Here is a 21527-nt window from a genome sequence, read left to right on the forward strand (position 1 = left end):
TTACTTTTCAAGGCGCACACGCAGGGCTGGTGGAAGGAGGACCTTCGACTGTCCGGATTCCGGCTTACTTCTGGTCAGTTGCCGCGGGTCAGGACCTGTCCCTTGAAGAACTCGGGGCGGAGTTTGGCCATCACCAGCATGAGCACCGCACCCAGCAGGATGACGCCCATCCCGAGGATGAACACCAGGCCCAGGCCGCCGACGGATGAACCGGAGCCGTACTCCGGGTCCATCGAGTCGTAGGCGGTCTTGAAGAACATCACCAGCAGGATGACGCCGCCCAGCAGCGGAGCGAGGAACTTGAAGAAGAAGGAGTGCGCTCCGCTGAAGGCCTGGGCGCGGAAGAACCAGACGCAGGCCAGGGCGGTGATGCCGTAGTAGAAGCAGATCATCATGCCGAGGGCCGTGATGGTGTCCCACAGCGCATTTTCGGAGAGGGTCCGGGTGACGACGTAGAACACGGCGGCGGCCACGGCCGAGGCGATGGTGGCGTAGCTCGGGGACTTGTAGCTGGGGCTGATCTTGCCGAATTTGTGCGGCAGCGCCTTGTAGTGGCCCATCGACAGGAGGGTGCGGGCCGGGGAAACGAAGGTGGATTGCAGCGATGCGGCCGAGCTGCTCAGGATGGCCAGTGACATCAGGATCGCGAAGGGGCCCATCACGGGTCCGGCGAGGACGGCGAAGATGCTGCCCTGGTTCTCCGGGTTGCCGGTGCCGAGGCCCTCGGTCCCGACGCCGGCGAAGGCCAGGGTGGACAGCGCGACGGTCATGTAGATGATCACGATGACCAGCACCGTCACGGTGGCCGCGCGGCCCGGGGTCTTCTCCGGGTTCCGGGTCTCCTCGTTCATGGTCAGGGTGACGTCCCAGCCCCAGTAGATGAAGATGGACAGCGAAACGCCGGCCGCGAAGGCGGAGAAGGATTCGACGGCGAAGGGGTTGAACCAGTCCGGCGCGATGGCGGTGGCGTCAAAAGCCGTGCCGTTCGCCACGTGGCTGAAGGCCGCAACGGCAAACCAGCCCAGCACGAGCAGCTGGAAGGCGACCAGGACGTACTGGACGGTCTTGGTGGTTTCCATGCCCCGGTAGGAAATCCAGCACGCCAGGGCAATGAAGACCAGCGTGGTGGCGATGTTGAGCGGCAGGTTGGTGGTCAGGTCCGCCAGCTCCGGGTTGCCGAAAAGCTGGGCCAGCATGAGGTAGAAGAAGTCCACGGCGACGGCGGCCAGATTGGACAGCACGATGATGGTCGCCGCGATCAGCCCCCAGCCGCCCATCCAGCCGATCCACGGGCCGAAAGCCCGCGAGGCCCAGGTGAACGAGGTGCCGGCGTCGGGCATGGCGTTGTTCAGTTCGCGGTACCCGAAGGCCACCAGCAGCATGGGAAGGAAGCCCACCAGGAAGATCGCCGGAAGGTGGACGCCGACCTCGGAAACCGTCGGGCCCAGGGCCGCGGTCAGGGTGTACGCCGGTGCGATGCAGGAGACGCCGATGACGACGGCGCCGATCAGCCCCACCGATCCGGCCTTCAGTCCCTTCTCGCTCAGGCCGTGGTCCTGCTTGCTGTGTGCTGCGGCCTTGGCGGTCGCGTGTTCAGTGCTCATGCTTGTGCCTCTCGGGAGGTGTCAATCGACGGTGATTGGTTCTGGTGCTTGAGCTCGTAGTCGCTGGGGACCACGATCATCGGCACCGGCAGGGCGCGCAGGATGCGGTTGGCCGTGCTGCCCAGGAAGATGGAGCGGCTCCGGGCGAGGCGGCTTGATCCGATCAGCAGGATCTCGCCGTCTTCCCAGTCCAGCCGGTCCACGGCCTCTTCGACGCTGCGGCCCTGGGCCACCACGACGTCGGCCTTCGCGGCCGGCGCGGCGTCCGACGAGTCGGCCGGGAGGGCCGCCGCGAGGTGCTTGTTGGCGTACTCGCGGGCGGCATCTGCCGCCTCGTCCGAGTCACCGGCATCCAGGGTCAGCAGCGACACGACGCGCAACGGCACCTCCCGGTTCACCGCCATGGAGACGGCGAAATCCAGCAGCTTCTCGGCGCCGGCACGGCTGCCGAGCCCGCAGCTGACGCGGGTAAGCGCGTCCCGGCGGTGGTAGCCGTGCGGAGCCAGGGCCACCGGGACCGTTGCAGCGTGCAGCAGCGCACTGGCCACGGAGCCGACGGTGAAGCGCTTGAACAGCCCGCTGCTGGTGGCCCCGATGATAAGCATGTCGGCCTGGAACTCGTCGCAGGCCTCGATCAGGGTCTGTGCGTCGGATTCCCCGCTGCGCACATGGGCCTTGGCGGGGACGTCCGCCGGGATGAGGGAGAGGGCTTCGTCGAGCCATTCCCCCGCCTGCTGGTGCAGGTAGCTGTCATAGCCCGCGGCGGGCGCGTGGGCCGCGTTGAACACTCCGGCATCCGGGATGGCCACCACCAGGTCCAGGCTCGCTCCACGGCCGCGGGCCAGGGAGACGGCCAGATTGACGGCATCACGGCCTCTGGCATTGGCGGAATACCCCACTACGTAACGCATCTGGCCGACCTCTCTGACTTCTTGGATAGGGTTCTGGGACAAGGATTGATTTGAAGGGACGTGCTTTTCGGGGGCTAGCGGGCGGCCGGCATGCGGTCGGCAGCGGCGGTGATCCGGGCGGCTATCCGGCGCCCCATCCGCACTGCGCCGTCCACGTGCTGGTACCCCTCGGCCGCGAGGTCGGAGGAAGCCCAGTAGATCGGACCCACCGGCGCGTGCTGGTCCTTGCCGTAGCGGTGCAGGCCGCCCAGGTCATAACTGGCGGCGTAGGCGCCTCGGGTCCATTCCTCCGAACCCCAGTCGGATTCGTAGTAGACCTCCGGCTCGAGGGCCTTCTCGCCCAGGAAGCCGGCGATTGATTCAAGGATGGCGCGGCGTCGCTCCGCCGCGCTGAGCTCGAACATGGCGTCGGCCTTTTCGTCCGAGACGAAGCCCACCAAGGTGCCGCGGGGGTCCTCATGGTTGGTGTTGTCGTAGACCTCCTGGACCAGCGCGTCCGCCCCGAAGCAGGTGCCGGACAGTCCGTCCTCGCGCCAGAACGGGGTGCTGTAGACGGCGTGCACCTTGATGACCAGGCCGAGGGACTGGTGCTGGTGCATCTGGTGCTGGCGGCGGGGCAGCGGCGGGTTGTAGGAGACCCGGGAGTAGAGGTTCGGCGGCACAGCCATGACCACGAAGCGGGCGTTCACGGTGGCGCGGTCCGACACCACGGTCACCCGGTGTCCGGTGCCACTCTCCTCCCAGTTGATCGTGCGCACCGGGCTGGAGAGGACGACGTCGTCGCCGAGTTCCGCCGCCTGCAGCAGCGAGACCTGCTGCATGCCGCCGACGACGCGCTTGTCCAGGATGAAGTCCTCATCGGTGAGGTGGGTGAAGGAACCCGCCGAAGCCGCCATCAGGACGGCCTGCAGGGCGGAGAAAGCGTGCGCGGGCTTGGTCAGCATGCCGCCGGCGATGAACAGGCCGATGTTGTTGCAGGCTTCCTCGTCGGAGGAGTTCTGGCGCAGCCAGTGGTGGAAGGAGATGGTGTCCAGTTCACGGGCCTTGGGGTGCGCCCACGGCTCGGTGGCGCCGATTTCCGCGGCGAGCGAGTCCAGCAGCGCGGTCAGTTTGTCCATCTCAGCGGCAGTGGTGTCACTGACCGGGAAGGAGTCACCGGTGTACAGCGTGCGCTTGCCGTCGGCACCGATGTAGACGGACTGGCCGTCACGGTAGCGGTCGTAGGTCTTCAGGCCGAGCTCATCGAGGAGCTCAAGCAGCGCCGTCTGGTCCGGCGAAACCCACTGTCCGCCGATCTCCAGCATGGCGCCGTCAATCGTGTCCGTCCAGGTGCGGCCGCCCACCCGGTCCCGGGCTTCCAGCACGGCAACGCTCAGGCCGGCCTTCTGCAGCTCCCGTGCTGCGGTCAGCCCGGCCGGCCCGGCTCCAACGATGACGACGTCGCGGTCAAGTTCCAGCATGATGTCCTCTCTGTGGCCGCGGAGTGATGCGAACCACTAAATGAATGCCATTCATTTAGTACGACTATAGAGGTAACGTTGGAAAGAGGGAAGACCCCGGCGCAAGATCGCATCCGGTGGAATAATCCGTGGAATAGTCGAGAGGACAGCCCAGTAGAAAGGCCCGCAATGCCGGCAGCCAAAAGCGCCACCGCGGATCCGCACCGACCCGACGCCAAACCGCGCCGCCGGGTGGGCAGGCCCCCCTCGGCCGTCCTCGACCAGGACGGCATCACCGCGGCCGGCCTGCAACTGGTGCGCAAAAGCGGCTACGACGGCTTCACCATGGCAGCCCTGGCCCGCTCGCTGAACGTGGCGCCGTCGGCGCTGTACAACCACGTGTCCTCAAAACGGGAGGTGCTGGTCCTCATCCAGGACCACCTGACGTCATTCGTGGACGTGTCTGCCTTCGAGACCGAGCCTTGGGACCAGGCGGTGCGCGATTGGGCCTGGAGCTACCGCGACGTCTTCTCGCGGCACACCCCGCTGATCCCCGTTATTGCGGTGCTTCCGGTGGCCGACGCCCCGAAGACCCTCGCCATGTACGAGGCCGTCAGCGCGGGGTTCCGCCGGGCAGGGTTCCCGCAGGAACGCATCATCTCGGCAATCGTGGCCCTGGAGTCCTTCATCTTCGGTTCCGCCTACGACGTGACGGCACCGGCGGACATCTTTGATTCCGGCAGCCTGGCGGCCGAGACGCCGAACTTCTCCGCCGCCGTCGCCAGCCTGGGCGAGCAGGGCTACGCGAACCAGGCGGACGTGGCCTTCGGCCTGGGACTCGAAGCGCTGATCGAGGGCTTCGGGGCGCTGCGGGGGTAGGACGGCGGCGCCGGACCGGCCGGGCGGCCCAACGAAGCCCGGAATCTGACTGAGACGCGGCATCAAACAAAAAAGAACCCCGGTCCTAAGACCGGGGTTCTTTCATTTGCGTGCGCGAGGGGGGATTTGAACCCCCACGCCCTTTCGGACACTGGCACCTGAAGCCAGCGCGTCTGCCGTTCCGCCACTCGCGCGCAACTTCTTTCACCCGGCAGAGGCCCGGAATCCGGACCAGCAACCTCGTAAAAGCAGCGAGATCAAGCATAACGGACAACTGCGGGAAAACACCAATCGGGACTCCGGGGGCGCCAAACCGCCGCAACGAAGGCACCCGGAACCCGCCTGCCCAGTCCCCCGCGGCGCCAGCCCACCCGCAGTGGGCTCCCGGACATCCGCGCACGTCAGGGCCGGTCAGACGCAAATATCCCGACCGCAGCGGCGGGCCGCATTAAGGCCATTCCCAGCCTTGCCCAGTAGTATCTGATGTAGGAGTGCCCGGTTACGGCGGACTCCTGCGAATGTTGGAAACCGAGTTCCGGAACAAACGCTGCCCCGCAGCTGCCAGGAAAGGAGAAGGACCATGGGCTTGCTGGACAAAGTCGAGCGCGGCATCGAAAAGGCCGTCCGCGGAGTCTTCTCCACCGGTTCCCGCGCCCAGGTTGAGCCGGTCGAGATCGCCAGCCACCTCCGCCGCGAAGTGGACAACAAGGCCCTCACCGTCGCCGCGGGACGCACCCTTGCACCCAACGTTTTCGATGTCCTGCTCAGCGGCGACGATTTCCAGCGGGCCCAGGAGTGGGGAACCCCGCTCGCGGAAGAACTGTGCGACGTCGTCATCAACCACGTCCGCAGCCAGGGATACACCCTCCAGGGTCCGGTGCGGATCAGCTTCCGCCGCGACGAGGACCGCCGGGCCGGCGATTTCGAAATCACGTCCCGGACCGAAAAGGCCGGTGGAGCCCCCGCCCAGCCCGGCGGCCAGGGCACTATGCCCGCAGCCCCGACCCGGCCGCCCCGCCGCCTCCAGCCGGTGCTGGACATCGACGGCCAGCGGTATTCGCTGAATGCACCCTCGGTGGTCCTGGGCCGCTCCTCCGAAGCGGACATCCTGATCGACGACACTGGAGTGTCGCGCCGACACCTGGAGATCCGTACCGGCCAGGGCGCAGCGCAGGCCATCGACCTGGGCTCAACGAACGGCAGCTACGTGAACGGCCACAAAGTGGTGGGCAGTTCGGAACTCACCGACGGCGCCACGATCACGATGGGACGGACCAAAATCATTTTCCGCCTGATGCCCGCCAACCCGGGCGGCCGCCCGTGAGTGAACTGACCATCACCGCCCTGCGCTTTGGCTTCCTGATCCTGCTCTGGGTGCTCATCTTCAGCATCGTCTCAGCCATGCGCCGCGACCTCATGATCGGCCGCAAAGCCGCCGCCGGTGCCCCCACCGCACGGCAGGTGCGCCGGAACCCTGCACTGGCCGAACCTGCCCCGGCCCCGGTGAAGCAGCAGGCCCGCCAGCTCGTCGTCACCGAAGGCCCGCTGAAAGGCACCACCCTTCCGTTGGCCGCGAGCCCCATCCTGCTGGGCCGGGCACAGGAAGCCACCCTGGTCCTGGAGGACGACTACGCCTCCGGCCGGCACGCACGCCTGTTCCCGCAGGGCAGCCGCTGGTTCATCGAGGACCTCGGTTCCACCAACGGCACGTATCTGGCAGATCAACAGCTGACCCGGGCACTTCCGGTGGAGCTGGGTGTCCCCGTGAGAATCGGCAAGACGGTCATTGAATTGAGGCCGTAGCCATGGCTGCCCCCGAATCCCCCGCAGACAAGGCAGCAACTGCCCCGAAGCGGCCGCTCATCATGCGCTACGCCGCGCGCTCCGACGTCGGCCGCGTGCGCGCGAAAAACGATGACTCCGCCTACGTCGGCCGCCACCTCGCCGTCGTCGCGGACGGCATGGGCGGGCACGCCGGCGGTGACGTGGCATCCGCCGCCACCGTCCTGGACATGATCCATTTGGACCGCGATGACTACGACGCGGAGGCCGGCGAGGCCGACACCGTCCTGGCTGACGAGATCCAGACCGCCAACTCGCTCCTCTCCGAGCTGGTCCACATGAACCCGAAACTCGCCGGCATGGGGACCACCGTGACCGCGCTGCTGCTGGCCGGGGGCAAGCTCCACTTCGCGCACATCGGCGATTCGCGCGCCTACCGGCTGCGCAACGGCAAGTTCGAGCAGGTCAGCGTGGACCACACCTTCGTCCAGCGGCTCATCGACGAGGGCCGGCTGCGCCCCGAAGAGGCCGAAACGCACCCGCACAAGAACGTGCTCATGCGTGTCCTCGGCGACGTCGACGCCAGCCCGGAACTCGATCTGGACGTCCTCGACGTCGAACCCGGGGAACGCTGGCTGCTCTGCTCCGACGGGCTGAACTACGTTGCCGGCCACGTCGTTGAGCGCACGGTCCGGGAGACCAAGAGCCTGCGTGAGTGCGCCGAAAAGCTTGTAGACCTCACCCTGGAGGCCGGCTCCCCGGACAACGTGACGGTCGTCATGGTGGACATCGCGGAACAGACGCCCGACGACGTGAACACCGCCGCCGTCCAGGTCGTCCCGGCAATTGTCGCCGCGACAGCACTGGCATCGAAGACCGCACCACCGGCCGGCAGTGCCGGCAGCACCTATGCCGGCAAGGCTTCCGAGAGCGCCAAAGACGACAACTCGGCCGGCAGATCAGACAAAACCCCGGAGGAGGCCGCCGGCCCGGCCAAGGAGCCAGAGCCCTCCACCGATCCGCATCTCGGCGAGCACCTGTCCGCCGAAGTCCTGCGTGAGGAACTCTCAACCCGTCCGCATGAACTCGTCGGCGCGGCGGCCTCCGCCGCGGCCTCCGGCTCCATCCCCTCCATCGCTGGCCGCACGGTGGCCCGCCGGGCCGCAACGGTGTTGACGCACAAGGCGGAGCCGGACAGGGAAGACGCCGACGAGTACAAACCGCCGGTCAGGCGCCGGCGCTGGCTGACAATCTCCATCGCCGCGGCGATCGTGGCCGTGCTGGGTATCGGCCTCTGGCTTGGCTACGCCTGGACGCAGACCCGGTACTACATCGGGGAGCACGATCAGCGAGTTGCCATTTTCAACGGGGTTTCCCAGCGCTTGGGCCCCATTCCGCTTTCCACCCTCGAGACGGTGACCGATATCCGGATGTCTGACCTGCCAGAGTTCTCGCAGCAGCGTGTACGCCAGACCGTTCCCGCGCGGGACCTCTACGACGCGCAACGGATCGTCAAGAACCTTGAGCGCACCGGCACGACGGCGCCGGCCGACGAGTGCCTGACCCCCTCCCCCACGCCGAGCGCCAGCGCGACCGGGCGGGCCACATCCGGCGCGGCCGCCCGTTCCAAATCGGCTTCCCCGACCCCGACGCCCTCGCCGTCGCCGAGTTACTGCGAGGGGGGCAAATGACGCCGATCGATCCCACGCCCAAGCCGCGCCGCAACGCCGAGCTGGTGCTGCTGGTCCTTGCCCTCGCGGTGGGGATCGGTGCCAACGCCCTCGTCGGCGTCGACCGGCAGAAGGCCTTCGACACCGATTTCTGGTTCCAGTCCGGCCTGCTCACGGCCGCGGCGCTGGCCTTCCATCTGGTGCTCCGCATCCGCGCAAAATATGCCGATCCGGTAATACTTCCCCTGGTCGTCGCGCTTAACGGCCTTGGCCTGGCAATGATCCACCGCCTCGACCGCGTCGGGGAAGACACCGGCAACAACCAGCTGCGCTGGACCCTAGTGGCGATGGCCGTGGCCATCGCCGTTATCTGGTTCCTGAAGGACCACCGGATCCTGCGCCGCTTCACGTACATTTCCCTCGCGGTCAGCGCGGTGCTGCTGATCCTGCCGCTGGTCCCGGGGATCTCCGCCGGCGAGGTCCTGGGCGCGAGTGTCTGGATCAAACTCGGGTCCATGACCTTCCAGCCCGGCGAAATCGCGAAGATCACCCTCGCCATCTTCTTCGCCGGCTACCTTTCCTCCAACCGGGACCTCATCCTGCTGGCCGGACGCAAGATCGGGCCCCTTCAGTTCCCCCGGTTCAAGGACATGGGCCCCATGATCACCGCCTGGCTGGTCAGCATTGGCGTGCTGATCTTCCAGCGCGACCTCGGCACCTCGATCCTGTTCTTCGGCCTGTTCCTGGTGATGATCTACGTCGCCACCAGCAGGATCAGCTGGGTGATCATCGGCGTCGTCCTGATGGTGGCCGGCGGCTTCGTGGCGTCCAAGGTCTTCTCGCACGTGGCACTGCGGATCGACGGCTGGCTCAATGCGTTCACCGAGGAGGTCTACGGGCGGGAATTCGGCGGCAGCCGGCAGATCGTCGAAGGGCTCTTCGGCATGGCCAACGGCGGCCTCGTCGGCACCGGCCTCGGCCAGGGCCGCCCCAACCTCGTCCCGTTCGCCAACAGCGACATGATCGTCGCCTCCTTCGGCGAGGAACTCGGGCTGATCGGCGTCTTTGCGATCGTGCTGATGTATCTGCTGCTCTTCACCCGCGGTTTCCGCGCCGCGCTCGGAACCCGGGACGCGTTCGGCAAACTGCTCGCCACCGGATTGTCCTTCGCCATCGCCCTGCAGTGCTTCGTGGTGATCGGCGGCGTCACGCGCCTGATCCCGCTGACCGGCCTGACGACGCCTTTCCTGGCGGCCGGCGGCTCCTCCCTGCTGGCGAACTGGATCATCGTTGGCCTGCTGCTGATGATCTCGCACACCGCACGCGGGCCGGTGGACACCACGCCCCTCCCGCCGGGCCAGGATCCTGGGCTGCAGAATGAGACTCCGGCCATGCCGCCGAAGCCTGCCACGGCACCGGCCCGCGGCACCAGCACCAGTCCAGACGCTCCCACCGAGGCGGTGAAACTCCCGTGAACCAGGCCATTCGCAACTCCTGGATCGCCGCGATCGCGATGTTCGCGCTGATCTTCGGTGCGCTCAGCTATGTCCAGGTGGTGGGCGCCGATGAACTCAAAGCCAACGCGTGGAACAAGCGCACCTTGCTGCAGAACTACTGCAACGACCGCGGTGCCATCATCGTCGGCGGCAAGCCGGTGGCGCAGTCCGTGGCGGGCAGCGAGAGCTGCCAGTTCCAGCGCAGCTACGCGCAGCCGGAGCTCTACGCCGGCATCACCGGCTATTTTTCGAAGAACTACGGCCTGACGGGCATGGAACTGGCCATGAACGAACAGCTCGCCGGTAGCTCGGACCAGTTGTTCCTGGACCGGGTCGGCCAGCTGTTCCTCGGCAACCAGCCCAAGGGCGCCTCAGTCGAGCTGACCCTGGATCCGAAAATCCAGAAGCTTGCCTATGACCTGATCCCCGAGGGCCAGCGCGGATCGATCGTGGTGTCCAACCCGAAGACCGGTGCGATCCTGGCCATGGTGTCCAAGCCCTCGTATGACCCCAATCTGGTGGCCACCCAGGATTCCGACGCCGAAGCGGCGAACATCACCAAGCTGAACAAGATCCCGGGCATCAACCTGAACCAGTCAGTGAGCGGTCCCACCGGCGCGCTGCTGGCTCCGGGGTCCGTTTTCAAGATCATCGACACGGCGGCGGCCCTGGGTTCCGGCAAGTACAACAAGGACAGCGTGCTGCCCAACCCGGCCGAGATGCCGTTCCCGGGAATCCAGTACAAGCTGCCGAACTACGCCGGCGGCAACTGCTACACCCGGAACACCGCCTCGTTCGCGTTCGCCCTCCAGCAGTCCTGCAACACCCCGTTCGCCAGCATCGCTATCGACTTGGGCCAGAAGGCGATCGAAGAACAAGCCAGCAAGTTCGGCTTCGGGCAGGACTTCGGCGACCAGCTGAAGCTCCAGATGGCAAAGAGCACTTTCCCGAGCGAGCCGCTGGACGACGCCGGACTGGCGCAGTCGGCCATCGGCCAGCGGGATGTCCGTGCCACGCCGCTGCAGATCAACATGATGACCGCGGCCATCGCGAACGGCGGCGTTCAGATGAAGCCCAACCTGATCAAGGCCCTGCGGTCCCCCGATCTGCGGATTCTCAACGAGCCCAAGCCCGAGGCACTCCGGACCTCCACGAGCCCGGAAATCGCCCGCCAGATCGGCGAATGGATGACCAGCGTCGTCAGCGAAGGCATCGCCCGCGGCGCCGCGGTGCCCGGCGTCGAGGTGGCAGGCAAGACCGGCACGGCCGAGCTCGGCACGGGCCTGAACAATTCATGGTTTACCGGGTTCGCCCCGGCGAATGACCCGCAAGTGGCCGTCACGATTGTCATGCAAGGCGTGGACATCACCACCGGCGCAAATCTAACCAGTCCGAACGCGAAGAAGATTTTTGAGGCGGTGTTGAATAAGTGAGGCCTACATCGGGAATCACCCTCGGCGGCAGATTCCAGCTGACCACACGCATTGCGATCGGCGGCATGGGAGAAGTCTGGAAGGCCAAGGACCTGATCCTTGGCCGGATCGTCGCGATCAAGGTCCTCAAGGAGGAATACACCGGCGACCCGGGTTTCCTCCAGCGTTTCCGGGCCGAAGCGCGGCACACCGCCCTGCTGAACCACGTGGGCATCGCCAACGTTTTTGACTACGGCGAGGAAGAAGGCTCCGCCTACCTCGTCATGGAACTCGTTCCCGGACAGCCGCTCAGCAGCATCATCGAGCATGAGCAGGTGCTCTCACCGGACCGCACCCTGTCGATGATCTCCCAGACGGCACGGGCCTTGTCCGTCGCCCACGCCCAGGGCCTGGTGCACCGGGACATCAAACCAGGCAACCTGCTCATCACCCCGGACGGCCGGGTCAAGGTCACCGACTTCGGCATCGCGCGGCTGGCCGACCAGGTTCCGCTGACGCAGACGGGCCAGGTGATGGGCACGGCCCAGTACCTCGCCCCGGAACAGGCCACCGGGCAGACCGCGACCGGCGCCTCCGACATCTACTCGCTCGGCGTGATCGGCTACGAATGCCTCACGGGGCACCGTCCGTTCTCCGGCGAATCCCAGATTGCGATTGCGCTGGCCCAGGTCAACGACGCCCCGCCGCCATTGCCGGACAGCCTTCCCAGGCCGGTCCGCGCGCTCCTGATGTCGATGCTGGCCAAGGACCCCAAGAATCGCCCGGCCGATGCGATCAAGCTCGCCGAAGCGTCCGATGCCATCCGCAACGGCGACATCGCGGCCGCGCACGCGGCCGTTCCGGGCATGCTCCTCTTCGAAGCAGCCACCGGCCCCATTACCGCACCGGTGAACGTCCCCACCGCAGCGACGGGTGTCATCGGCGCCAGCGCGGCTGAGGACAAGTCGACGTCGGCGCTGCCGGTGATCGGCGCCGCCGGCGCGGGTGCCGCAGCCGGGCTGGCGGCCGGGGCCGCCGCGGCAAGCGGACACGGCGCACGCAGTGCCCTGTCCCGCGCGGATGCGCTGGCCGCGGAACGCAGCTGGATACCTGAGGAAGAGGACTATGACGGCTACGAACCGGAAGAGGAAGAGCCACGGCGGAAAGGCCGCAGCCCCTGGACCTGGCCGCTGATCGCCCTGATCCTGCTCGTTCTGTTTGCCTTGGTGGGAGTGGTCCTGTCGCAGGCCGGGATCCTGTTCCCCTCGTCCCCGGCCGCCACCAGCTCCAGCGCCAAGGCCAGTACGACAAGCGCCGCGCCGACGTCCAAGAGCCCGAGCCCCAGCCCCTCCAGCAGCTCGGCCACGCCAACCGAGTCGACGCCGGCCGCCATCAACCTGATTCCGGATGCCTACAAGGGCCGCCCCTATAACGATGTCCGGGCGGAACTGAACGGCCTGGGCCTTCAGGTCAAGGGCAACCCCATCGCGGACCCCTCCGCCCCCGACACGGTGATCGACATCGATCCCTCCGGCCCCGTACAGCCGGGTGAAACCATCACGGTGAGCTACTCCAAGGGACCGGAGAAGGTTACCGTTCCGACGCTGGAAACGGGGGCCAGCGAGGCAGCCGTCCAGCGCGCGATCGAGGGGGCCGGGCTGCGCTGGCAGAAGGGTGCTCCGGTCGAAGGCGACGGAACGCAGCAGGAGGGCACCTTTGTCAGTTCCGAGCCGGGATCAGGCGAGAAGGTCCCCGCCGGTTCCGTGGTCACCTATCACCTTGCCACCGCGCCGGCGCCCGTCTCGGACTCTCCCTCGCCGAGCGTCAGCACCACCAAGTAGGCGCCCGTGTCCACTTCACCCCGCACTCCATCGCACCGGGAGGACAGCAGCCCGGCGTCGGCCCAGCGCGTCCTCAGCGGGCGCTATGAGCTGGGTGAGCTGATTGGCCGCGGCGGGATGGCGGACGTGTTCCGCGGGATTGATACCCGGCTGGGACGAACCGTGGCCATCAAGCTGCTCCGCCCGGACCTGGCGCGGGATCCGCAGTTCCAGGCCCGGTTCAAGCGTGAGGCCCAGGCCGTCGCGGCGCTGAACCACCCGTCCATCGTCGCCGTCTTCGACACCGGGGACCATGCCGTCCCCGGTGGCCACGACGACACCGTGCGGGTGCCGTACATCGTGATGGAGTACGTCTCGGGCAAGACCATCCGCGACCTGATCAGGGCCAAGGAAGTCACGATCGACCAGGCCATAGACTTCTCGCTGGGGGTTTTGGCCGCCCTCGATTACAGCCACAAGGCCGGGATCGTGCACCGCGACATCAAACCGGCCAACGTCATGTTCTGCCCGGATTCGAACAGCGTGAAGGTGATGGACTTCGGGATTGCCCGCGCCATGGCCGACTCCTCTGCGACCATGACGCAGACGCAGGCCGTGGTGGGAACGGCCCAGTACCTCTCTCCCGAACAGGCACGCGGCGAAACAGTCGACGCGCGCAGCGACCTGTACTCGGCCGGTTGCCTGCTCTACGAGATGCTGACCGGACGCCCGCCGTTCGTCGGCGACAGCCCGGTCTCGGTCGCTTACCAGCATGTGCGTGAGATTCCGGAACCGGCCAGCAGCCTGAACCCTGACGTTTCCGCGGCGCTGGACAGCGTGCTGGCCAAGGCCCTGCAAAAGAACCGGGCCGACCGGTTCCAGGACGCGGCTGCATTCCGGCGCGCGCTCCGGGCGGCCCGCAGCGGCGTCGCCGTGGCGGCCCTGCCGGCCAGTGAGGCGCCGACAGACCCGAACAACACGGTCGCGGGCACGGAGCAGGCGCCGCCCACGGCCGCCTTCGCCTTGACCGGGGCCAAGTTCCTCGATGACGTCCCTTCCGGCCGCATCACGCCGCAACAGACCGCCGCGGAGGACGAGGCACTCGCCCAGTCCGGCTCGGCCCCGCACGGTCACCCCGACACCGACAGTCTCGAGCTGAGCCTTCCGGCCGAACGCGAACCCACCCCCCGGCAAAAGTCCCGCCGCCGGATGTGGACGGCGACGCTGCTGATCTTCACGCTGCTGGTATTGGCCGGAGGCGGCCTGTGGCTCTACAACATGGTCAACCAGCGGCCTGCGCCCATAGCCAAGGTGGACGTCCCCGCGGTGACGTCGCTGACCGAATCCGAGGCGCTGCAAAGGCTCTACAACGCCGGGCTCAAGCCCCAGTTGAAGCGCATCCAGCACGAGACCGTCCCCAAGGGCATCGCCGTCGGCACCGTGCCCACGGCCGGGAGCTCGCTGGAAAGCAATTCCGAGATCACCCTCAATATCTCCGAGGGCCCCAGTGTGATCACCATCCCCGCGGACCTGCCGGGCCGGACCGAGGCGGATGCCCGGGACGAGCTGCGCCGGATAGGGCTGACCGGTGCCCCGAAAACCACCCTGGACAACAGCCCCAATGTGCCGGCGGGCATCGTCATCACGACCAACCCGGCGCCGGCGCAGACCGTGGCCGTGGACAGCACGGTGGAACTCATCGTGTCCACCGGCAAGGTTGCCGTGCCGCAGCTCATCGGCCTTCCGAAGGCTGAGGCGCAGGCTGCACTGAAGAAAGTCGGGCTGCTCGCCATCATCAAGGAAGTCGAAAACACGCAGGTCCAGCCGGGCAAGGTGACAGCGCAAAGCGACGCCGCGCAGGCCGCCGTCGAGCAGGGCAAGGCGATTACCGTAACCGTGGCCAAGGCCCCGCCGCCTCCGCCCCCGCCGACGCCGACCCCTTCGCCCACACCTTCGCCGACCCAGACGGACGTCACGGAAGGCGTCGGCAAGCTGCTGGGCCCCGGCGCCTAGCAGCGCGCCGGGTTCAGTGCTGGATGAGCGGGCTCAGGGCCGCTGCCCGCGCCGCGGCCCCAGCCATGCCCAGTGACTCAAGCCAGTTCCCGAGCATCAGGTAGCCGCCCTCGGTGAGCACCGACTCGGGGTGGAACTGGACGCCGCAGAGCGGTGCCGTGCGGTGCTGCAGTCCCATCACGACGCCGGTGGCCGTCTCAGCGGTGATCTCCAGGATCTCCGGGATGCTTTCCCGCACGGCGGCGAGGGAGTGGTACCGCGTCGCCGTGAACGGCGACGGCAGGCCGCTGAAGACGCTGGTCCCGTGGTGTTCGACGAGCGAGGTCTTGCCGTGCATCAGTTCGGGGGCGTGCGTAACGCGCCCGCCGTAGGCCTCCGCCAGCGCCTGATGTCCGAGGCAGACGCCCAGCATGGGCTTGTTGTGGCTGCCGCACCACTTGATCAGCTCGATGCAGACACCTGCGTCGGCCGGCGCACCGGGTCCGGGCGAGACCAGGACGCCGTCGCGGGCTTCGGCCATCTCGATCGCCTCGGCAAGCGTCACGTCGTCGTTGCGGACCACGGTTGTCTCCGCGCCGAGCTCCTGGAGGTAGCCGACCAGGGTGTAGACAAAGCTGTCGTAGTTGTCTACGACCAGGATTTTGGTTGTGCTCATGGGTGCCTTGCTAAGCCAATCGTCGAATCAGTGAACGGGCTGAATTGCGCCATCCAGGGAAATAGGAACTGAACCATCAATACCAGCACGCCGGCCAGCAACACCAGCGATGTGACGATACGCAGCCATAGCGGTCCGGGAAGCCTGCGGAAGATCCATCCGTACATCGTCTAACCCTCCCCGAGGGTGCGGGCCACCTGGGCTGCTATTTCGGCCGGTGGCCCCGCGGAAGCGGGCTGCCAGCGCTCCAGCAGGGAATAGGCGATGATCCGCTCCTGCGAACCGAAGCGCGGGTTGCAGCTGGTCATGGTGAGGTAGCTTTCCGTCGGTTTGGCCGAGGGCTGCGCCGGGACAGGCAGCAGGACGTCCGTGGCGGAAGGCAGAACGATCTCGCTGTTGCGGAACCGGTAGACGTAGTAGCCCTCCCGGGTCTGCACGTAGATCCTGTCGCCCGGGACCAAGGAGTCGATATTGTCCAGGACAGCTCCATGGGTCTGCCGGTGCCCCGCCAGCGCAAAGTTTCCCGCCGCGCCGGGCATCGCGGTGCCGTCGTAGTGTCCGAGCCCCAGCGAGTCCAGTACCTCGGGCGTGGTTCCCTGCACGACGGGCCGCGTGTACCCGGCGCCGAAGCGCGGCACGTAAACGACGCCGATCGTAGCGCCGGCTGCCGGCTCGGAAGCGACAGGGGCTGGACCCGGGCCGGCGGAGGCAGGGCCGGCCGAACCGTCCACGCCGGTGCTCGCGCCACTGGGCCGGGGGGCGCCCGGTCCGTTTAGCTCCCGCGCGAAATCCTTGACGACCTCGCGTTGCCGGGCATCGGCGTCGAGGTTGGTCCACCAAAGCTGCCAGGCGACAAACAGCAGCAGGACCACCCCTGCCGTCAGGAGCAACTCCCCGGCAACTTGAAGGGCGCGGGACACCGCGCTCCGCGGAACTTCGCCGCCGCCCCGCGCAGGCGCGGCCAGGGATTCCGCCTTCTCCTGCAGCACCGTGGCCTCTCCTCTGGGCGTTCGCAGCGGGCGGAGTGTGGCCTTAACTACAGCTAGAATTGGCTGCGATTAGGATTTCAAACTCCACCAAGAGCGCGTTGACCGCCGGCTGTTCCTTTTCTTGCAGGATATCAAGCCGAGGCACCCGCTCCTCATCCAGCCCGCCAAGGAGGACCCGTGCCCGAGTCGAAGCCGCGAAAGAGGACTGCCAGCGTCGCGCAGCAGACTTCTGCGACGCAGGCCTATAAGCCCAACCCCGTCTGGTTCAAGCCGGTGATGTTCGGCCTGATGATCATCGGACTGCTGTGGATCATCACCTTCTACATCAGCGAAGGCACCCTCCCGGTCAGGGAGTGGGCGTCGTGGAACATCGTCGCCGGATTCGGCATCGCCATCGTCGGCTTCCTGATGACCACGCGTTGGCGTTCCTGAACCCCGCATTCCCCTTCGCAGCAGGCCGGCACACAGAGTGTGTCGGCCTGCTGCGTTAAACCCGCGCCGTTAGCGTCGGCTGGTCGGGCGATAATGCTGGAAGGCATACTCTCCAGCAAAGGATTCCAGATGACCCCCGACGTCAGTGGCTGCATCATCGGCGACGATGGATTGGCCCGGCCGGCCTGGGCGGCCACAGACCCGCTCCTGCGCGACTACTACGACAGCGAGTGGGGGCTCCCGGTCCGGGACGAACAGGGGCTCTACGAACGGATCAGCCTCGAGGCGTTCCAGGCCGGCCTGTCCTGGGCGACGATCCTCCGCAAGCGCCCCGCCTTCCGCGCCGCGTTCGCCGACTTCCACCCTGAGACAGTGGCCGCCTTTACCGAGGACGACGTCGAGCGCCTGCTGCAGGACGCCGGCATTGTCCGCAACCGGCTCAAGATCCGGGCAACGATCACCAATGCCCAGGCCACTGTGGACCTCAGGGACGACGGGGGGTTGGTGGACTTCGTCTGGGGCTTCCAGCCTGACAACACCCCGGAGCCGACGGCCCTGGCAGAAATCCCCACGAGCTCCCCGGAGTCGGTCGCGTTGTCCAAGGCCCTGCGCAAGCGCGGCTTCGTGTTTGTCGGCCCCACCACGATGTACGCCCTGATGGAGGCCATCGGGATGGTCGACACCCATCTGCTCGACAGCCACCGGCGCGGCACCTCGGGCGTCTGGCTCCGCTAGTCGCAGCCCACCGGGTCCACAGCTGTGCACAAGCAGCCCAAAGTTATCCACAGCCTGTTGATAGCCCAGGCGGATCGCGGCCCGGGGAAAACGGTCCGCGTTGGCCCGCCCGCGCACCCAAATCAGGGGATAGAGACCCGGTCCCTCCGCTGAATCACAGATCTGTAAGTTATTAACACTGTGGACGGTCTGTGGATAACCGCAGTTGGAGCCGAGGTGGCCGCCTTCGACCCTTTGCCTGGCCGGTTGCGCCGTCGCCCAGCTCTCCACTCTGTGCACCGGGTTGCATCGGGTGTGCCTTGGGATACTTGTCCACTTAATAACAGGCCGCTACCCACAACTTATCAACAGCTGGGGATAAGTGGCCGCTGGCCGCCGGCCGGCGGCCCCGGAAAAGCCCGGAATGGCGCGTTTTCCACGGCGAAACTCAGAGGATCAAGTTATTAACAATGTGAACAACCCTGTGAATAACGGTCTATAAATCAGATAAATAGGACCCCTCCCGCGATCGCAGTCGCTTAGGCTCCCCTGGCGTGCAGGGCTGGGAGGGCCTGGAAGGGTGTTTCCGGCCCTGGCGGCTGACGGCGGCAGCAGCGGCTGGAGCAGGGGCTGGCCGGGGGGAGACGGGTCCGCCTGGGCTGACGGTTGTGGCGGGTCCGCGCGGAGAGTCCCCGGGCGCGCTGCGTCCGGCCGGAGGTTGTCCACTTAACCACAGGCGGTCCCCAGCAAGTTATCCACAGGTGTGGAGACTGGCGGGTGGGCTGCGCGGGATTTGCCAGCTGTGGCGGTCAGATCCGGCATCGTCGGTTGAACTACAGGCATGTAAGTTACCAACAATGTGGATAACCCCTGTGGAAAAGTTTCACGCCGGAGATGGCGCGTAACATACGGGGGCAGGGCTTACGGAAAAGCGCGGCGGTTTTGGACCGGCGCATCCCGGACCCGGGGCGCCTCCGTCCGGAACCGTAGCGGAAACCCACAGCCGTAGCGCTGAGCGGGTCGCCTAGGCCGGCAGCGAGGTGGCCGCGGCGTGCAGGGCGGTGGCTGCGACGAGCAGGCACAGCACCACGGCAAGTCCGGCGGCCTGAAGGAGCCCTTGGCGACGGCCCCGCGGAACGTAGGCGATCACCGCGGCGCTCAGCGCTCCAGTGATGAGGCCGCCAAGGTGGGCCTGCCAGGCGATCTGGGGGATGACAAAGCCAATGACGCCGTTGATGGCGATCAGGACCCATAGTTGCCTGGTGTCGCCGCCGCGGTGGCGCTGGACCACCAGCATGGCGCCGAAAAGGCCGAAGATGGCGCCGGAGGCACCGACAACGCCGGTGAGGGCCTGGCCCGGTGCGTAGGCCGGTGTCAGCAGCAGATAGCCTACGGATCCGCCAACGGCTGACAAGAGATAGAGCGCCAGGAAGCGGACACGCCCGAGGAGGGGTTCCAGCGCCTGGCCGAACATCCACAGCATGTACATGTTGAGCACGATGTGGAGGATGAAGCCTTGCGAGTGAAGGAAGGCCGAGGTCAGCATCCGCCAAGGTTCGAAGGCGCCGTAGGCGGGGTTGGCGTAGACCGTGGCGAAGGCGAAGTTCTGGTAGATCCCGTCGTTGGGAACTATCCACTGCAGCACGTAGACGAGGACGCAGGCTGCGATGATCCCTAAGGTGGCCAGCGGCTTCCCCAGGGCGGCGGCGCCGCCGTAGACCGAGCGGGCCGTCGGCGTCGTACGTTTGGTTTCGTTGACACAGTCAACACACTGGAATCCGACGGCGGCCGCCCGCTGGCAGTCGGGGCACGCAGGGCGCCCGCACCGCTGGCACCGCACGTAGGCGGGCCGGTCCGGGTGCCGGGGGCACACCGGGATCTGCGCGGACGGCTCTGCCGCCGGAATTCCGTAGCTCATGGCGTGGGCTAGAGCTGTTCTACGTCAATGCTGTTGATGACGACGTCCTCGACCGGGCGGTCGCCCATGCCGGTGCGGACACCTTCGATGGCGTCGACGACCTTCTTGGACTCATCGTCCGCGACCTCGCCGAAGATGCTGTGCTTGCCCTGCAGCCAGCCGGTCGGGATGGTGGTGATGAAGAACTGGGATCCGTTCGTGCCGCGGCCCATCTGGATGCCCGCGTTGGCCATGGCCAGCTTGTAGGGCTCGTTGAAGGTCAGCTCCGGGTGGATTTCGTCGTCGAACTTGTAGCCCGGCCCGCCGACGCCACGGCCCAGCGGGTCGCCGGCCTGGATCATGAAGTCCTTGATGATGCGGTGGAAGATGGTGCCGTTGTAGAGCGGCGTGCCGGTCTTGTCCTCACCGGTTTCCGGGTGGGTCCAGGCCTGCTCGCCGGTGGCCAGGCCGACGAAGTTCTTGACGGTCTTGGGCGCGTGGTTACCGAAGAGGTTGACGACGATGTCGCCCAGGCTCGTGTGAATGGTTGCTTTTGCGGTTGCGATGGCAGTCATGGCCCTATTCTTCCACGGCAGGGGTTCGCGCACAGGGCCGCAGAGTCAGTTCCGCGCTGGGTGAAATCCAGCCGAAATCGGGCCTGAGAATAGCCGGTGGGGTCCCGGACACGTAGGCTAACTGCAGAACCGTCACATTAATCGGGAGGTAGTTGTGAAGAAAACGGATCGTATTGCCCGTGAGCTGGAGCAGTCAGTCAGCACCGCAGTAGAAAACGCCAAGGACTGGGCAGGCCCGCGGGTCGAAGCAGCAGTCGACTGGGCTGTTCCGCGTCTGCAGCAGGGCCTGGACACCGCTTCTCCCAAGATCCAGGAGGGCCTCAAGTCGGCGGCCCACAACCTGGCCGACGGCGTCGCCACCGTGACCCCCCGCATTCAGGACGGGCTGGCCCAGTTGGCGCCGAAGATCCACGATGCCGTCGAAAGCGCCACCCCCCGGCTGCACGATGCCCTGGACAAGGCCACCCCGGTGATCGCCAACGCCCGTGACCGCGTCGTCGTCGAATACCTGCCCAAGCTTTCGGACCAGATCGGCCACGCCTCCGACGCCGTGCACCGCACCCTGGAAGGCGCACCGGCGCACGTGGACGCTGTGGCACAGCGGCTGGTTGACTCCGGTGTTGTCCACAACATCCAGGGGCAGGCGCAGTCCGCCGGCCAGCAGATCAAGGCCGCCGCCGCCGAAGCCAGCCGTGCCGTCACCGGTGAGCTTGGCAAGCCGCAGAAGCCCAAGCACCGCGGCTTCCTTATCTTCGGCGTCATCGCCGCGGCCGTGGCCGCCGGCGTCGCCGCCTGGAAGGCATCCAAGCCGATCGAGGACCCGTGGAAGACGCCGGCCCCGGTCACGCCCGTGACTCCGGCCCCGGTTCCGGCCACTACGGTCAGCGACGTCAAGGAGACCGTGAAGGAAAGCGTCAGCGACGCCGCCGACGCGACGGTTGCCGCAGCCGACAAGGCGGCCGAGGCTTCGGCGGATGCCGCTGACGCCGCTGCAGCCAAGTCGGGGGATTCCTCCGCGAAGGTTGCGACCGACGCCAAGACCGCGGTTCGCAATATCGCAGCGAGCCTGAACGGCGACGACAAGACCAAGTAGCTCCTGGTCTGCCGGTGAACCAGCCGGCAGCCTGAGGACTGCACTTCAAGGAGGGGTTCCGCCGCCGGCGGGGTCCCTCCTTTTGGTTTGCCTTTAGCCGCCCGGGATGCCCGTCAACAGGCCGCAAGAACGGTGCAGGTGCTAAA

General features: G+C 66.8%; 18 protein-coding genes and 1 tRNA gene. 11 read left to right on the forward strand and 8 right to left on the reverse strand.

Annotation, left to right across the window (positions count from 1 at the left end; all coding sequences use genetic code 11):
* Positions 1–74: 74 nt before the first annotated feature.
* The 3 genes from AC1DBD_RS08035 to AC1DBD_RS08045 all read right to left on the reverse strand — a co-directional run bounded on the left by AC1DBD_RS08035 (position 75) and on the right by AC1DBD_RS08045 (position 3975).
* Positions 75–1604: an APC family permease gene (locus tag AC1DBD_RS08035; protein ID WP_441419109.1), complete on the reverse strand. Its 1530-nt coding sequence runs from the start codon at positions 1602–1604 to the stop codon at positions 75–77.
* Complete coding sequence (locus AC1DBD_RS08040; protein WP_476981794.1) at positions 1601–2515, reverse strand: universal stress protein; 915 nt, start codon at positions 2513–2515, stop codon at positions 1601–1603. Before AC1DBD_RS08040 ends, AC1DBD_RS08035 begins: the two co-directional genes overlap by 4 nt.
* A gap of 74 nt (positions 2516–2589) precedes the next feature.
* The gene (locus AC1DBD_RS08045; protein ID WP_476893466.1) at positions 2590–3975 is read right to left on the reverse strand and encodes a flavin monoamine oxidase family protein; all 1386 of its coding nucleotides are present in this window, start codon (positions 3973–3975) and stop codon (positions 2590–2592) included.
* Positions 3976–4143: 168 nt separating this feature from the next.
* Here AC1DBD_RS08045 and AC1DBD_RS08050 point away from each other — a divergent pair, with 168 nt between their 5' ends.
* Entirely contained in the window at positions 4144–4833 is a 690-nt protein-coding gene (locus tag AC1DBD_RS08050; RefSeq protein WP_476926362.1) for a TetR/AcrR family transcriptional regulator, read from the forward strand.
* Between the two features lie 111 nt (positions 4834–4944).
* Here the strand turns inward: AC1DBD_RS08050 and AC1DBD_RS08055 are convergent.
* Positions 4945–5027: transfer RNA gene (locus AC1DBD_RS08055), tRNA-Leu, on the reverse strand.
* 386 nt (positions 5028–5413) lie between these two features.
* Between AC1DBD_RS08055 and AC1DBD_RS08060 the strand changes: the two genes are divergently transcribed.
* From AC1DBD_RS08060 to pknB, 7 genes are read left to right on the forward strand one after another with little or no spacing between them, the layout of a single operon-like run.
* A complete protein-coding gene (locus AC1DBD_RS08060) occupies positions 5414–6157 on the forward strand; it encodes an FhaA domain-containing protein (RefSeq protein WP_476981795.1) in 744 nt (247 codons plus the stop codon).
* On the forward strand, positions 6154–6636 hold the full coding sequence (locus AC1DBD_RS08065) for an FHA domain-containing protein FhaB/FipA (protein WP_056736728.1): 483 nt from the start codon (positions 6154–6156) through the stop codon (positions 6634–6636). Before AC1DBD_RS08060 ends, AC1DBD_RS08065 begins: the two co-directional genes overlap by 4 nt.
* Positions 6637–6638: 2 nt before the next feature.
* Positions 6639–8306: a PP2C family protein-serine/threonine phosphatase gene (locus tag AC1DBD_RS08070; protein WP_476981796.1), complete on the forward strand. Its 1668-nt coding sequence runs from the start codon at positions 6639–6641 to the stop codon at positions 8304–8306.
* Positions 8303–9760 (forward strand): FtsW/RodA/SpoVE family cell cycle protein, encoded by a 1458-nt coding sequence (locus tag AC1DBD_RS08075; protein WP_476893468.1) that lies wholly within the window; start codon positions 8303–8305, stop codon positions 9758–9760. The genes AC1DBD_RS08070 and AC1DBD_RS08075 overlap by 4 nt, the downstream gene beginning before the upstream one ends.
* Entirely contained in the window at positions 9757–11214 is a 1458-nt protein-coding gene (locus tag AC1DBD_RS08080) for a peptidoglycan D,D-transpeptidase FtsI family protein (protein WP_476909592.1), read from the forward strand. Before AC1DBD_RS08075 ends, AC1DBD_RS08080 begins: the two co-directional genes overlap by 4 nt.
* Positions 11211–13034 carry a protein kinase domain-containing protein gene (locus AC1DBD_RS08085; protein WP_441419117.1) on the forward strand — a complete coding sequence of 608 codons (1824 nt, stop codon included), beginning with the start codon at positions 11211–11213 and terminating at the stop codon, positions 13032–13034. The genes AC1DBD_RS08080 and AC1DBD_RS08085 overlap by 4 nt, the downstream gene beginning before the upstream one ends.
* Before the next feature lie 6 nt (positions 13035–13040).
* Complete coding sequence (gene pknB, locus AC1DBD_RS08090) at positions 13041–15026, forward strand: Stk1 family PASTA domain-containing Ser/Thr kinase (RefSeq protein ID WP_476981797.1); 1986 nt, start codon at positions 13041–13043, stop codon at positions 15024–15026.
* A gap of 13 nt (positions 15027–15039) precedes the next feature.
* On the opposite strand, the gene AC1DBD_RS08095 is transcribed toward pknB, so the two are convergent.
* Together AC1DBD_RS08095 and AC1DBD_RS08100 are read right to left on the reverse strand one after the other, a co-directional pair.
* Entirely contained in the window at positions 15040–15681 is a 642-nt protein-coding gene (locus tag AC1DBD_RS08095) for an anthranilate synthase component II (RefSeq protein ID WP_476981798.1), read from the reverse strand.
* A 170-nt stretch (positions 15682–15851) separates the two neighbouring features.
* Complete coding sequence (locus tag AC1DBD_RS08100; RefSeq protein ID WP_476981905.1) at positions 15852–16667, reverse strand: class E sortase; 816 nt, start codon at positions 16665–16667, stop codon at positions 15852–15854.
* Between the two features lie 180 nt (positions 16668–16847).
* On the opposite strand from AC1DBD_RS08100, the gene AC1DBD_RS08105 reads away from it, so the two are divergent.
* Positions 16848–17102, forward strand: a complete 255-nt coding sequence (locus tag AC1DBD_RS08105) for a cell division protein CrgA (protein WP_441419121.1) — start codon at positions 16848–16850, stop codon at positions 17100–17102.
* 129 nt (positions 17103–17231) lie between these two features.
* Complete coding sequence (locus tag AC1DBD_RS08110; protein ID WP_476981799.1) at positions 17232–17837, forward strand: DNA-3-methyladenine glycosylase I; 606 nt, start codon at positions 17232–17234, stop codon at positions 17835–17837.
* Between the two features lie 1003 nt (positions 17838–18840).
* On the opposite strand, the gene AC1DBD_RS08115 is transcribed toward AC1DBD_RS08110, so the two are convergent.
* Together AC1DBD_RS08115 and AC1DBD_RS08120 are read right to left on the reverse strand one after the other, a co-directional pair.
* Complete coding sequence (locus tag AC1DBD_RS08115) at positions 18841–19734, reverse strand: rhomboid family intramembrane serine protease (protein WP_441419123.1); 894 nt, start codon at positions 19732–19734, stop codon at positions 18841–18843.
* Between the two features lie 8 nt (positions 19735–19742).
* A complete protein-coding gene (locus tag AC1DBD_RS08120; protein WP_441419124.1) occupies positions 19743–20288 on the reverse strand; it encodes a peptidylprolyl isomerase in 546 nt (181 codons plus the stop codon).
* Positions 20289–20442: 154 nt separating this feature from the next.
* Here AC1DBD_RS08120 and AC1DBD_RS08125 point away from each other — a divergent pair, with 154 nt between their 5' ends.
* Entirely contained in the window at positions 20443–21381 is a 939-nt protein-coding gene (locus AC1DBD_RS08125; protein WP_441419125.1) for a hypothetical protein, read from the forward strand.
* Positions 21382–21527 lie beyond the last annotated feature (146 nt).

It is taken from the genome of Arthrobacter sp. 10T419, assembly GCF_056394105.1.

Excerpts from the sequence above, each read along its gene's own strand:
- AC1DBD_RS08060 (WP_476981795.1), top strand. The coding sequence starts at position 5,414 with ATGGGCTTGCTGGACAAAGTCGAGCGCGGCATCGAAAAGGCCGTCCGC.
- AC1DBD_RS08050 (WP_476926362.1), top strand. The coding sequence starts at position 4,144 with ATGCCGGCAGCCAAAAGCGCCACCGCGGATCCGCACCGACCCGACGCC.
- AC1DBD_RS08035 (WP_441419109.1), bottom strand. The coding sequence starts at position 1,604 with ATGAGCACTGAACACGCGACCGCCAAGGCCGCAGCACACAGCAAGCAG.
- AC1DBD_RS08075 (WP_476893468.1), top strand. The coding sequence starts at position 8,303 with ATGACGCCGATCGATCCCACGCCCAAGCCGCGCCGCAACGCCGAGCTG.
- AC1DBD_RS08045 (WP_476893466.1), bottom strand. The coding sequence starts at position 3,975 with ATGCTGGAACTTGACCGCGACGTCGTCATCGTTGGAGCCGGGCCGGCC.
- AC1DBD_RS08120 (WP_441419124.1), bottom strand. The coding sequence starts at position 20,288 with ATGACTGCCATCGCAACCGCAAAAGCAACCATTCACACGAGCCTGGGC.
- AC1DBD_RS08070 (WP_476981796.1), top strand. The coding sequence starts at position 6,639 with ATGGCTGCCCCCGAATCCCCCGCAGACAAGGCAGCAACTGCCCCGAAG.
- AC1DBD_RS08040 (WP_476981794.1), bottom strand. The coding sequence starts at position 2,515 with ATGCGTTACGTAGTGGGGTATTCCGCCAATGCCAGAGGCCGTGATGCC.
- AC1DBD_RS08095 (WP_476981798.1), bottom strand. The coding sequence starts at position 15,681 with ATGAGCACAACCAAAATCCTGGTCGTAGACAACTACGACAGCTTTGTC.
- AC1DBD_RS08110 (WP_476981799.1), top strand. The coding sequence starts at position 17,232 with ATGACCCCCGACGTCAGTGGCTGCATCATCGGCGACGATGGATTGGCC.
- AC1DBD_RS08115 (WP_441419123.1), bottom strand. The coding sequence starts at position 19,734 with ATGAGCTACGGAATTCCGGCGGCAGAGCCGTCCGCGCAGATCCCGGTG.